We start from the raw sequence: 12,656 nt of genomic DNA on the forward strand, positions 1-12,656 counted from the left end.
GGAGCCCGCTCAGGCGCTGATCGAGGGTGCCGGGTTCGCCCAGCTCGCCTCCGACGCCGACGGTGGCGTCTGCGGTGAGCAGACCCAGGACCCCACCACGAACTTCACCGTCAACGGTGAGGACGTGGTCGCGGTCGACACCACCGTGAACACCACGGCGACCAGCCCGGGCGCCCGCAAGGCCACGGTCAAGGCCGCCCTCGCCCCGAACGCCGCCGCCGGCACGGTGACCTTCCGCGACGGCAGCACCGTCGTCGCCTCGGGCGTCGCGGTCGTCGCCGGTGTGGCCACCAAGGCGCTCACCGGGGTCAAGCCGGGCTACCACAACTACACCGCGCAGTTCGTGCCGGCCGACCCGACGGCGTACAACGGGTCGACGGACGCCACCCCGGTGAAGCTGCTGGTCCGCACCACGGCCACGATCGCCGAGTCCTTCCCGACGTACGTCGCCAAGGGCGCCCGCGCGCGCGGCACGATCACGGTCGCGCTCGCCGGCACGACCACGAAGGCGACCGGCACCGTGGTCGTCACGTACGGCACCAAGGTCATCGGCAAGGGCACGCTCAGCGCCGGCAAGGTGACGCTGACGCTCGCCAGGCTCACCGTGGGCAGGAAGAAGCTCGTCGTCACCTGGAGCGGCAACACGCTCGCCCCGAAGGCGTCGAAGGTCTTCTACGTCACCCAGCGGTGACACGACAGCAGTGACCCGACAGCAGTGACACGACAGCAGTGACCAAGGAGCCCGGGCGGTCGCCGTACGACGGCCGCCCGGGCTCCCGCCTGACCCGAAGGACGCCCATGACCACGCCCATCGACGCCAACCCGATCGACGACTGGCCGATCGACGACACCACCGCGATCGCACCGGTGCCCCGCCTGGACCCCGCGCTCCCCGTGGACGTGGCTCCGGCAACGGCGCTCGCCGAGCTCGAGGCCCGCGAGATCACCGCCTGGTTCGGCAACCACAAGGTGCTGGACCGGGTGTCGCTGACCATGCCGGCGGGAGGCATCACCGCCCTGATCGGCCCGTCGGGCTGCGGCAAGTCCACCTTCCTGCGGATCCTCAACCGCATGCACGAGCTGGTGCCCTCGGCACGGCTGGCGGGCGAGGTCCTGCTGGACGGCGAGGACATCTACGACCCCGGCAAGCGGCTGATCGACGCGCGCCGGTCGATCGGGATGGTCTTCCAGAAGCCCAACCCGTTCCCGGCGATGTCGATCAGGGAGAACGTGCTGGCCGGCCTCAAGCTGACCGGGACGAAGATGCGCGGCTCCGACAAGGACCTCCTCGTCGAGTCCTGCCTGGTCAAGGGCGGCCTCTGGAACGAGGTCAAGGACCGCCTCGACGCCCCCGGTGGCGGCCTGTCGGGTGGCCAGCAGCAGCGGCTGTGCATCGCGCGGTCGCTGGCGATCCGGCCGCGGGTGCTGCTGATGGACGAGCCCTGCTCGGCCCTGGACCCCACGTCGACCCGTGTCATCGAGGAGACGATGCTCGACCTCGCCCGCGAGGTGACCATCGTGATCGTCACCCACAACATGCAGCAGGCCGCGCGCGTCTCCGACCAGTGCGCGTTCTTCCTGGCCGCGCAGGGCCAGCCCGGCGTCATCGTGGAGCACGGCGACACGACCGCGATGTTCCAGGGACCCCAGGACCCGCGGACCTACGACTACGTCAACGGCCGCTTCGGCTGAGTCCGGCCGGGAGGCGCGCTGAGGCACGTGCCGTCGGGGGTTGTCGATATCCTCCTCCGGTGAGCGACATCGAGATCGGCCGAGCGAAGCGGGCCCGCCGCGCGTACTCCTTCGACGACATCGCGATCGTGCCCTCCCGGCGCACGCGCGACCCGGAGGAGGTCAGCGTCGACTGGCAGATCGACGCCTACCGCTTCTCGCTGCCGATCCTCGCCGCGCCGATGGACTCCGTGATGTCGCCGGCGACCGCCATCGCGTTCGGGCAGTACGGCGGCCTCGGCGTGCTCAACCTCGAGGGCCTCTGGACCCGGTACGACGACCCGGAGCCGCTGCTCGAGGAGGTCGCCGGCCTGCAGGGCGTCGAGGCCACCCGCCGCCTGCAGCAGATCTACGACGAGCCGATCAAGGCCGAGCTGATCAGCGAGCGGCTGAAGGAGATGCGGGACGCCGGCGTGACCGTCGCCGGCTCGCTGTCGCCGCAGCGCACCAAGGAGTTCGCCAAGACGGTGACCGACGCGGGCGTCGACCTGTTCGTCATCCGCGGCACGACCGTGTCGGCCGAGCACGTGTCGAGCCAGGCCGAGCCGCTGAACCTCAAGGAGTTCATCTACGAGCTCGACGTCCCGGTCATCGTCGGAGGCTGCGCGACCCACCAGGCCGCCCTGCACCTGATGCGCACCGGCGCGGCCGGCGTCCTCGTCGGCTTCGGCGGCGGCGCGGCGCACACGACGCGCACCGTGCTCGGCATCGCGGTCCCGATGGCCAGTGCGGTGGCCGACGTCGCCGCCGCCCGCCGCGACTACCTCGACGAGTCGGGCGGGCGCTACGTCCACGTCATCGCGGACGGCTCGATCGGCACGTCCGGCGACCTCGCCAAGGCGATCGCCTGCGGCGCCGACGCCGTCATGGTCGGCTCGCCCTTCGCCCGGGCCACGGACGCGCCCGGCCGCGGCTTCCACTGGGGCGCCGAGGCCCACCACGCCGACCTCCCGCGCGGCCAGCGCGTGCAGCTCGACCAGGTCGGCACCATCGAGGAGATCCTCTTCGGTCCCTCCCGCGTCGCCGACGGCACGATGAACCTCGTCGGCGCCCTCAAGCGCTCGATGGCGACCACCGGCTACACCGAGCTCAAGGAGTTCCAGCGCGTCGAGGTCGTCTCCAGCTGAGCGGTCTCGTCGTCGCCGCCGCGCAGGCCGAGTCCCGCGCGGGCGACCTTGCGTCCAACGTCGCCACGGCCGCCCGACTCGTCCGGCAGGCCGGGGCGCGGGTCGTCGTGCTCCCCGAGGCCTTCCTGACCGGGTACGACGCCAGCGCGTTCGCCGGCGCCCTGCCGACCGTCGACGACCTGGCCGGCCCGGTGCTCGACCCGCTGCGGGAGGCCGCGGTCGCGGCCGGCGCCACCGTGGTGGCGTCGGCGGCGCTGGCCCGCCCGCACGGGCGGACCCTGTCGTCGGTGGTGGTCGGTCCCGACGGGACCACCACGGCGCCGTACGACAAGCAGCACCTGGACGGCGACGAGCCGAACTGGTTCGTCGCGGGGGAGTCGGGCGCCTCGATCGTCGTCGACGGGCACGTGCTCGCGCTGTCGATCTGCCGCGACGGCAGCGTCGCGGCGCATGCCGCGGAGGCGGCCGCGGCCGGTGCGGCGGCGTACCTCTGCTCGGTGGCGTACTTCCCCGGCGGTGCCCGGCGGATGGACGTCACCTACGCGGCGCGGGCCCTCGACCACCGGTTCCCGGTGGTCGTCGCGGGGCTGACCGGCCGCTGCGGCGCGCACACCTTCATCGGCGGCTCGGCCGTCTATGGACCCGACGCCGAGCCGCTGGCCCGGCTCGGCGACGAGGAGGGCGTCGCCCGCGCCGAGCTCGCGCTCAGCTGAGCGGGCGGAGGGCGCGCAGCACGCTCGCAGTGAGCCGGTCGACCCACGCGTCGTCGAGGGCGCCCGGCGTCAAGAGCACGCCCGCGATGACCGTCCCGACCACCAGCTGGACGAGGTCGTCGGCGCGGGCATCGGGGTGCGCCTCGCCCGCGTCGATCGCCTCGCCGAGCCGCTCGTCCATCGCCGCGAGCACGCCGGAGAAGCGGCGGATCATGCTGGCGTGGAGGTCGGGGTAGGTGCCGGCCTCGGCGAGCAGGCCGGGCAGTGCGGCCGCGGCGGCGGGCGTGCACAGGGCGTCGCGGGTCCCGCCGACCAGGCGGGCCACGACCTCGTCGAGGCCGGCCCGGAGGTTGGTGCCGAGCGCGAGCTCGCCCGGGAACACCGCCTCGTGGACGAGGTGGGGGAGCGCCGGCCAGCGGCGGTACAGCGCGGCCTTGGTCGTCCCCGCCCGCGCGGCGACGGCGGCGCCCGTGACGGCGGCGTACCCGCCCTCGGCGAGCAGGTCGCGGACGGCGGCGAGGGCGGCGTGCTCGATCCGCGGGTCGCGCGGCCGGCCGGTCGCCCGAGGAGCTTCGACATCGGTCCCCATGAACCTCTTCCCCTCTTTCGATACCAAGAGTACCGTAACCGCATCGTCCTGTAGAACGTGTTCTAGCGATGGTGCGAGCACGGGGACGCCGACCCGAGGAGGGGCCATGACGGAGGCATCGGTGCCGCCGGACTTCACCATGCAGCGCTCGAGCCGCGACCAGACCGAGGTGCACGACCGCCTCGAGGCCTGGCTCGCCGAGGTGCTGCCGCCCGGCGCGGATCCGGTCGTGACGCTCCATGCGGGCGTCGACACCAACGGCATGTCGAGCGAGACGGTCATCCTCGACGTCACCTGGACCGAGGACGGCGCGCGCCGCACGGGGGAGTACGTCGCCCGGGTGGCTCCCGCGCAGGCCGACGTCCCGGTGTTCCGGGAGTACCGCCTCCAGGACCAGTACGACGCCATGCGGCTCGCCGGCGAGCTGACCGACGTGCCCGTGCCGGCCGTGCGCTGGTTCGAGCAGACCGGCGCCGTGCTCGGGACGCCCTTCTTCCTGATGGACCGCGTCGAGGGCATCGTCCCGCCCGACGTGATGCCCTACCCGTTCGGCGACAACTGGCTCTACGACGCGGACCCCGCCGACCAGGACCGGCTCGCCCGCAGCAGCGTCGAGGCCATCGTGAAGCTGCACGCCATCGCGGACCCGACGACCACCTTCGGCTTCCTCGACCCGGCCGTGACCGGCAACGAGGGCGCGACGCCGCTCGCCCGCAACCTCGCGAAGACCCGGGCGTGGTACGAGTGGGCCGCCCTCGACCTGACCCGCTCACCGCTCGTCGACCGGGCGCTCGCGTGGCTCGAGGCGAACCTTCCCGCGACCGGCGATGCCGTGCTGTGCTGGGGCGATGCCCGGATCGGCAACATGATGTACCGCGACTTCGAGCCCGTCGCCGTCCTCGACTGGGAGATGGCGTCGATCGGCCCGCGCGAGCTCGACGCCTCGTGGATCGTCTTCGCCCACCAGGTCTTCCAGACGATCGCGCAGGTCTTCGAGCTGCCCGGCATGCCGGAGTTCCTCTCGGAGGAGTCGGTCAAGGCGACGTACAGGGAGCTCAGCGGCGTCGAGCTCGGCGACCTCACCTGGTACCACCTCTACAACGCGGTCATCTGGTGCGTGGTGTTCATGCGCACCGGGCTGCGGCAGGTGCGCTTCGGTGAGATCGAGCAGCCGGACGACATCGAGACCCTGTTCCACTGCAAGCCGCTCGTCGAGCGGCTCCTGGCCGAGGTGGGTGCCTGATGGCCGGACCGGATGGACACGACGCAGTGGCGGGGCAGGGCAGCCTGCACGGCGAGTACGTCGGCGTCGGGCCCCTCGACGAGTTCCCCATCCACCAGCTCCCGCGCCCCGCGGCATGGGCCGGCAGCAGCGACCGCAACTTCTACGACCGCTGCTACCTCAACGCCCACGACCGCACCGGCGACCTGTTCCTCATCACCGGCCTCGGCTTCTACCCGAACCTCGGCACCAAGGACGCCTACGTCCTGCTGCGCCGCGGCGACGAGCAGACCGGCCTCCACCTCGGCGACGCCGCCGACCCGCGGGGGGCGGACCGGATGGCCCAGCAGGTCGGCAACTACCGGATCGAGGTCCTCGAGCCGCTGCGCAGGCTGCGCCTGGTGCTGGAGGACACCGAGGGCATCGCGATGGACCTCATCTGGGAGGGCTCCTTCCCGGTCGTCCAGGAGCTGCCGCACGTGATGCGCCAGGGCAGCGGTACGACGCTCGACGCGCAGCGCTTCGCCCAGGTCGGCACCTGGGAGGGCGTCCTCAGCGTCGACGGCACCGACATCGCGGTCACCCCCGACCGGTGGGTCGGCACCCGCGACCGCTCCTGGGGCATCCGCCCGGTCGGCGAGGCGGCGCCCGCGGGCAAGCCGGCGGACCCGTCCTTCGACGGCATGTGGTGGCTCTACCTGCCGCTGCGCTTCGAGGACTTCTGCATCGTGATGATCATCCAGGAGACGCCGGACGGCTATCGCACCGTCAACGACTGCACCCGGACCTGGCGCGACGGCCGGGTCGAGCAGCTCGGCTGGCCGCGGGTGGAGATCCGCTACGGCGCCGGCACCCGCGTCCCGACGGGCGCCACCGTCACCTGCACGACGCCCGACGGCAAGGAGGTCGTGCTCGAGGTCGCCTCGCACCTGCCGGTGCCGATCCACGTCGGCGGCGGCTACGGCGGCGACTCGGACTGGACCCACGGGGTCTGGAAGGGCGCCGGCTTCACGGAGCGGCTGACCTACGACATGAACGACCCGGCCGTCGCCGGCCGGGTGATGTTCGGGGTGATCGACCACGTCGGCTCCGCGACCGTGCACGGGCCGGGCGCCGGCGTACCCGACGGGACCGAGGGGTGGGGCCTGTTCGAGCACGGCTCCCTCGGCCGCCACGACCCCAGCGGCTTCGCCGACTGGTTCGACCTCGCTCCCTGACCGGTGGTCGAGGAGGTTGCGCAGCAACCGTCTCGAGACCTGTCGACCCGCTACGAAAGGCAACTGACATGACGCTGGACCGCGACGCCCTCTTCATCGGCGGCACCTGGGCGAAGCCCGCCACCGACGCCCTGCTGGAGGTGGTCTCGCCGCACTCCGAGGAGGTCGTCGCGCGGGTCCCCGAGGGCTCCGCCGCCGACATCGACGCCGCGGTCGCGGCCGCCCGCCGGGCGTTCGACGAGGGGCCCTGGCCCCGGATGAGCCCGGCCGAGCGGATCGAGGTCGTGCAGAGCCTCTCGGGCCTGTACGCCGCGAAGCTGGAGGAGATGGCCACCATCATCTCCACCGAGATGGGCTCGCCGATCTCGTTCAGCTCGCTCGCGCAGGCGCCGGCGCCGTGGATGCAGATCGAGGCCTTCCTGGCCATCGCCCGGGAGTTCCCGTGGGAGTCGACCCGGCCCGGCGCACTCGGCGCGGACGTCGTCGTACGGCACGAGCCGGTGGGCGTCGTCGCGGCCATCCCGCCGTGGAACGTCCCGCAGTTCACCATCCTGTCGAAGCTGGTGCCGGCCCTGCTCGCCGGCTGCACGGTCGTCGTGAAGCCGGCGCCGGAGACGCCGCTCGACGGCTACCTGCTGGCCGAGCTGCTCGTCGAGGCGGGCGTGCCGGAGGGGGTCGTGTCGATCGTCGCCGGCGGCCGCGAGGTCGGCGAGCACCTGGTGCGCCACCCCGGCGTCGACAAGGTCGCCTTCACCGGGTCCACCGCGGCAGGCCGCAAGATCGGCGCCATCTGCGGCGAGCAGCTCAAGCGGGTCTCGCTCGAGCTCGGCGGCAAGTCGGCGGCGATCATCCTCGACGACGCCGACGAGGCCGCCGCGATCGAGGGCCTGAAGTTCCTCGGCGTGATGAACTCCGGGCAGGCCTGCGTCGCGCAGACCCGCGTGCTCGTCTCGCGCGAGCGGCACGACGCCTTCGCCGCCGCCCTGGCCGCCGCGATCGGCGGGATGAAGGTCGGCGACCCGCTCGACCCGGCCACCGAGATCGGCCCGATGGTCGCGCAGCGCCAGCAGGAGCGGGTGGAGAAGTACATCGCGCTCGGCCAGGAGGAGGGCGCCCAGCTGCTCACCGGCGGCAACGGGCGGCCGGACGGCCTGGACACGGGCTGGTACGTCCGGCCGACCGTCTTCGCCGGCGTCGACAACCGGATGCGGATCGCGCAGGAGGAGATCTTCGGTCCCGTCCTGTCGGTGATCCCGTACGTCGACGTGGCCGACGCCGTGCGGATCGCGAACGACTCGGAGTACGGCCTCGCCGGCACCGTGTGGACGGCCGATCCCGAGGCCGGGCTGGAGGTCGCGCGCGGCGTGCGGACCGGGACCTACGGGATCAACACCTACACGATGGACTTCGCGGCGCCCTTCGGCGGCTTCAAGGCCTCCGGGCTGGGGCGGGAGTTCGGGCCGGAGGGGCTGGCGCAGTACACCGAGGCGAAGTCGGTGTACCTGGCGGCGCCGCCGCTGTAGACCTGCCTGCAAGCCGGCTGCAAGGCTGGCCCCGCACGCTCGGGACGACAGAAGGTCCCCAGCCGAGGAGCCCCCGATGCCCGACCTGCCCGACCTGCCCGACGTCCTCGACTCCGTCGACCAGCTGCTCGCCGGCGTCACGGACCGGGAGGTCCTGGAGGCGCCCGGCAAGTCGGGTGCGGTGCTCGAGCGGGTGCGCATCGACGGCGAGCCGTACGTCGTGAAGTACCTCGACCACGACAACGACTGGTCGCTGCGCGCGGCCGGCGTGCCCGGCAGCGCGACCGTCGAGCTGTGGCGCCGCGGCATCCTGCACGACCTGCCGGACGAGATCGCCCAGCCCATCGTCGCGGTCGCCCACGACGCCCGCCGGCCCGCGCTCTCCGCGCTGCTGATGCACGACGTCGGCGCCTGGCTCGTCCCGGCCGTCGACGACCCGATCCCGGTCGAGCAGAACGCGCGCTTCCTCGACCACCTGGCCGCGCTGCACGCGGCCTTCTGGGAGACCGGCCGCGACATCGACGTGGTCAGTCCCGAGGACCGCTACCTCGAGCTCTCGCCCCGCATGGCCGCCGCGGAGGCCGCCCTCGGGCAGGACCACCTCGTGCCGCGGCTGGTGGCGCAGGGATGGCCGCTGCTGGAGTCGGTCGCGCCGAAGGCGGCCGCGGTCGTCGTACCACTGGTGCACGAGCCGGGGCCGCTGCTCGCCGCGCTGGCCACCACCCCGCAGACCTTGGTGCACGGGAATTGGAAGCTCGACAACCTCGGCACGGACCCAGCGGGCCGGACCATCCTGCTCGACTGGGAGACCCCCGGTCGGGGCGCGGGCACGGCCGACCTCGCCTGGTACCTCGCGATCAACTGCCGCCGGCTCCCGGTCTCCAAGGAGGAGACGATCGACCTCTACCGCGCGGCCCTCGAGCGCCGCGGCGTCGCCACCGACCCGTGGTGGGACCGGCAGCTCGACCTGGCCCTGCTCGGAGCGATGGTGCAGTTCGGCTGGGAGAAGGCCCTCGGCGGGTACGACGACGAGCTGGCCTGGTGGGAGGAGCGGGTCGTCCGCGGGGCGGCGCGGCTCGGCGGCGTGGGCTAGAGGCGTGGGACGGATGGACAGGGCCTCGATCGGCGACGCCTACGACCGGTCGGCCTCCGCCTGGAGGAGCGGGCCGGCGGCGCTTTACGCCGTGCTCGCCGAGGCCCTGCTCGACCGGGCTCCGGTCGCCGTCGCCGGGGGAGTCGTGCTCGACGCGGGCGCCGGGTCCGGCGTGGCCGGTGACGCGGCCCGTGCTCGCGGGGCCGCGCGGGTCGTGGGCGTCGACCTCGCTCCGGCGATGCTCGGGCGCGGCGGCTCCGCGGTGGCGGGCGACCTCGTCCGGCTGCCCTTCCGCGACCGCGCCTTCGACCTGGCGGTCGCCGCCTTCAGCATCGGCCACGCGGAGCCGGCAGCCGCGATGGCCGAGCTGCACCGGGTGGCGCCGGCGCTGCTCGCCTCGGCCTTCGCGGAGGGCTGGACCCACCCCGCCAAGGAGGTCGTCGAGCGGGTGCTGGCGGAGCGCGGCCACGTCCTGCCGGCCTGGTACCAGGCCTTCAAGGACGGCACCGAGCGCCAGGTCGGCGATCCCGACCGGCTGGCGGCCCTCGCGACGACCGCCGGCTGGACCGATGCCCGGGTCGGGCGGGTCGAGGTCGCGACCGGCCTCACCGATCCGCGTGTGATGGCCGCGTGGCGGCTGGGCATGGCGCACCACGCCGCCTTCGTCGCGGGCCTCCCCTCGCAGGTCCGGGCGGAGGTCGCCGCGGAGGCGGAGGCGCTGCTCGCCGGCGCACCGCCCGTGGTGGTGCCGATGCTGGTCCTCACCGCGACCTGACGGCTCCGGGGCGGCGTGCCGCCGACCGCCAGCCGTCGAGGGACCGGCCGGCCTCCGCCCGCAGCACGTCCCCGTGGGCGCCGGCCCGGGACGCGAGACCGGCCGCCAGCTCCTCCGCCCGGGCCAGCCACCGCGGGTCGCCGAGTGCGGCGCCGGTGCTGCCCGCCCACCACCACGCCTCGACCCCGACCGCGGTCTCGACCGCCCGGAGGTCCCGCCACGCCGCCGCGGCGTCGACCGGCTCGCCGAGCGCGTGGGTGGCTCGGTGGACCAGCAGGCGGGCGCAGGCGTCGTACCGGGGGACGCCGGTGGCTGCCGCGGCGGCGGCCAGGTCGCCGGCCACGGTCAGCGCCGAGGCCGCCTCGTCGCGCAGCAGGTGCAGCTGCGCCTGCAGGAGCTGCAGCTTCATCGCGAGGCGCCAGCCGAAGACCAGGTCGCCGACGAGCGTGTCCCGGGCCCGGTCGAGCAGTGCGGCCGCGGCGTCCGGGTCACCGGCCCGCAGTCGCTCCTCCGCGAGGTCCTCGAGCGCGGCCACCAGCACCTCGGGGATCACCACGCCGTCGACCGCGTCCTCGGCGGCCTGCTGGTGCGCGTCGACCCCCGCCGAGGTCGCGCCCAGGTTGCGGAGGACCCAGCCGGAGAAGTTCACGCCCCGGCCCGCGAAGCGCGGTACGTCGCGCCGCTCGACCTCGGTCGTGTAGTCGGCGAAGCACGCCAGCGCCTCCTGCGCGCGACCGGCCACCGCGAGCGTGTGCCCGGTGAAGAGCAGCGCGTGCAGCGACGCCGGGGTGTGCGCGACCCCGACACCCGGGCGGGTGGCGGGCCGGAGCAGGGCGAGGGCCTGGTCGACCTCGCTGCGGTGGGCGTGCAGGACCCCCCGCCACGCGGCGGCCTCCAGCCGGTCCTCGCCGCTGGCGTCGAGCAGCGCGGCGTCCAGCCGCTCACCCGCGGGCCCGAGCTCGCCGCGGGCGTGCAGGATCCGCCCCGACGCCACCAGGCAGCGGGTGCGGGAAGCCGGGTCGTCGGCGGACAGCGCGCCGTCGTCGGCGTACGACGCCGCCTCGTCGAAGCGCCGGTCGAAGTACGCCGCCCACGCGGCCGCCTCCCAGCGCAGCGGGCCGGCGCCGGTGGCGGCGAGGGCGTCCGCCTCCGCCTCCCGGTAGCGCCGCCGGCGGATCCGGACCCGCGCGCGGGCGAGCAGGACGGTGTCGTCGGGCGCGAGCGCGAGCGACTGGTCGAGCAGGTCCTCGGCGGTCGCGTGGTCGAAGCGCTCGGCCGCACGTGCGGCGGCGGTCCGCAGCCACTGGGCGGCGAGCGCCCGGTCGCCGCCGAGACGGGCGTGCTCGGCGACCGTGGCGGGGTCGGCGTCGCTGCGCCGCGCGAGCGCCCGCCCGGCCTCGCGGTGCAGCAGCGCGGCGCGGCCGGCGGTGGTGCCGGAGACCAGCGCGGTCCGGACCAGGTCGTGCCGGAAGCGCAGGTGCCCCGAGGCCTCGACCAGCAGGCCGCTGCGGACCGCGCGCTCGGCGTCGGTGAGCACGTCGAGCGTGCTGCGACCGAGCACGCCGGCGAGCAGGTCGATGTCCAGGTCGCCGCCGAGGACGGCGGCCGTCCGGACCAGGTCGCCGGCCGACCCGAGGTCGTCGCAGCGGGCGGTCACCGCCGCCACCAGGCTCTCGGGCAGCTCCCCGGACGGCACCGACGCGAGCTCGGCGAGGAAGAGGGGGTGCCCGCCGGAGCGGGCGTGCAGCTCGTCGGCCCGGCGCTCGCCCACCAGCGCCGCGACGTGGGCGCGGTCGAGCGGGCCGAGGCCCACGTGGTCGGTCGCGGGGAAGGCCGGGCCCTCGTCGGGCCGGGCGCCCAGCACGACCACCACCGGGAGCGGGCGGCGGGCCAGATAGGCCAGCCAGTCGACGAGGGTCGGCCCGGCGAGGTGCGCGTCATCGACGACGACCACGACCACCCGGTCGCCGGCGATCCGGCCGAGCAGCCGGGTGACGGCGCCGTAGAGCACGGACGGCCCGAGCGCGGGGTCCACACTGTGCGTGCCGGGCACGGCCGAGCCGAGCAGGGGAGCGAGCACTGCGGCGTCGCCGGCGAGCAGGCGGTCACCGTCCCCGTCCTTCAGGTGGGCAGCGATCGCGGACAGCACGACGTCCAGCGGGGCCGCCCGGTCCAGCGGGCGGCAGGTCCCCACGAGCACCCGGTCGCCCGTCGCGCGTCGTGCCGCGGCCCAGGTCGCGAGCAGGGTGGTCTTGCCGATGCCGGCCTCGCCCGACACGAGTGCGACCCGCGGAGCCCGCTCCGCCGCCGCCCGTCCCACGAGGGAGTCGAGGTGGGCGGACTGGCTGTCGCGCCCGACCAGCGCGGGCACCCGCGCCGCGGCCCGGACCACCGGGAGGTCGCCGCGCAGGATCGCCGTGTGCAGCGCGGCCGTCTCGCCCGCCGGGTCGGTGCCGAGCTCGTCGGCGAGCGTGGCCCGCAGGTCGGCGTACACGGTGAGGGCCTGGGCGGGGCGGCCCGCGGCCGCGTGGGCGCGCATGGCGGTGCGGGCCGCCTGCTCGTCCAGGGGGTCGGCGACCAGGTCGGCCGAGGCCAGCTCGAGGGCGTCGCGCCACTCGCCGGCCTCGAGGAGGGCGGCCGCGGCGACCCGCCGCGCGCGCTGCACG

The 12,656-nt window shown here is 74.6% G+C and carries 11 protein-coding genes; 9 read left to right on the forward strand and 2 right to left on the reverse strand.

Translation table 11 applies throughout. From position 1 onward, the window contains the following. The 4 genes from AC2YHB_RS25525 to AC2YHB_RS25540 all read left to right on the forward strand — a co-directional run. Nucleotides 1–691, forward strand: a 691-nt coding sequence (locus AC2YHB_RS25525; RefSeq protein ID WP_487354866.1) for an Ig-like domain repeat protein, incomplete at its 5' end; no start/stop codon positions are given. A gap of 107 nt (nucleotides 692–798) precedes the next feature. Further along, nucleotides 799–1,692, forward strand: coding sequence for a phosphate ABC transporter ATP-binding protein (locus AC2YHB_RS25530; protein ID WP_179647892.1), 894 nt, complete (start codon nucleotides 799–801; stop codon nucleotides 1,690–1,692). A gap of 59 nt (nucleotides 1,693–1,751) precedes the next feature. Further along, a complete protein-coding gene (locus tag AC2YHB_RS25535; protein WP_036551313.1) occupies nucleotides 1,752–2,858 on the forward strand; it encodes a GuaB3 family IMP dehydrogenase-related protein in 1,107 nt (368 codons plus the stop codon). Continuing rightward, nucleotides 2,855–3,571 carry a carbon-nitrogen hydrolase family protein gene (locus AC2YHB_RS25540; RefSeq protein ID WP_487354873.1) on the forward strand — a complete coding sequence of 239 codons (717 nt, stop codon included), beginning with the start codon at nucleotides 2,855–2,857 and terminating at the stop codon, nucleotides 3,569–3,571. Before AC2YHB_RS25535 ends, AC2YHB_RS25540 begins: the two co-directional genes overlap by 4 nt. On the opposite strand, the gene AC2YHB_RS25545 is transcribed toward AC2YHB_RS25540, so the two are convergent. Next, on the reverse strand, nucleotides 3,564–4,160 hold the full coding sequence (locus AC2YHB_RS25545) for a TetR/AcrR family transcriptional regulator C-terminal ligand-binding domain-containing protein (protein ID WP_487354867.1): 597 nt from the start codon (nucleotides 4,158–4,160) through the stop codon (nucleotides 3,564–3,566). The two genes, AC2YHB_RS25540 and AC2YHB_RS25545, sit on opposite strands and share 8 nt — an antisense overlap. Before the next feature lie 106 nt (nucleotides 4,161–4,266). Here AC2YHB_RS25545 and AC2YHB_RS25550 point away from each other — a divergent pair, with 106 nt between their 5' ends. From AC2YHB_RS25550 to AC2YHB_RS25570, 5 genes are all read left to right on the forward strand, one after another. After that, entirely contained in the window at nucleotides 4,267–5,403 is a 1,137-nt protein-coding gene (locus AC2YHB_RS25550) for a phosphotransferase family protein (RefSeq protein ID WP_487354868.1), read from the forward strand. Further along, nucleotides 5,403–6,599, forward strand: a complete 1,197-nt coding sequence (locus AC2YHB_RS25555) for an Rv3169 family protein (RefSeq protein ID WP_487354869.1) — start codon at nucleotides 5,403–5,405, stop codon at nucleotides 6,597–6,599. The genes AC2YHB_RS25550 and AC2YHB_RS25555 overlap by 1 nt, the downstream gene beginning before the upstream one ends. A gap of 68 nt (nucleotides 6,600–6,667) precedes the next feature. Then, the gene (locus AC2YHB_RS25560) at nucleotides 6,668–8,122 is read left to right on the forward strand and encodes an aldehyde dehydrogenase (RefSeq protein WP_036551320.1); all 1,455 of its coding nucleotides are present in this window, start codon (nucleotides 6,668–6,670) and stop codon (nucleotides 8,120–8,122) included. A gap of 76 nt (nucleotides 8,123–8,198) precedes the next feature. After that, nucleotides 8,199–9,215, forward strand: coding sequence for an aminoglycoside phosphotransferase (locus AC2YHB_RS25565; RefSeq protein WP_487354870.1), 1,017 nt, complete (start codon nucleotides 8,199–8,201; stop codon nucleotides 9,213–9,215). Between the two features lie 13 nt (nucleotides 9,216–9,228). Continuing rightward, entirely contained in the window at nucleotides 9,229–9,990 is a 762-nt protein-coding gene (locus tag AC2YHB_RS25570; RefSeq protein ID WP_487354871.1) for a class I SAM-dependent methyltransferase, read from the forward strand. Here the strand turns inward: AC2YHB_RS25570 and AC2YHB_RS25575 are convergent. Continuing rightward, on the reverse strand, nucleotides 9,977–12,656 hold a 2,680-nt coding region (locus tag AC2YHB_RS25575; protein WP_487354872.1), incomplete at its 5' end, for an ATP-binding protein. The genes AC2YHB_RS25570 and AC2YHB_RS25575 overlap by 14 nt on opposite strands.

Source organism: Nocardioides sp. SRI_004, assembly GCF_057586415.1.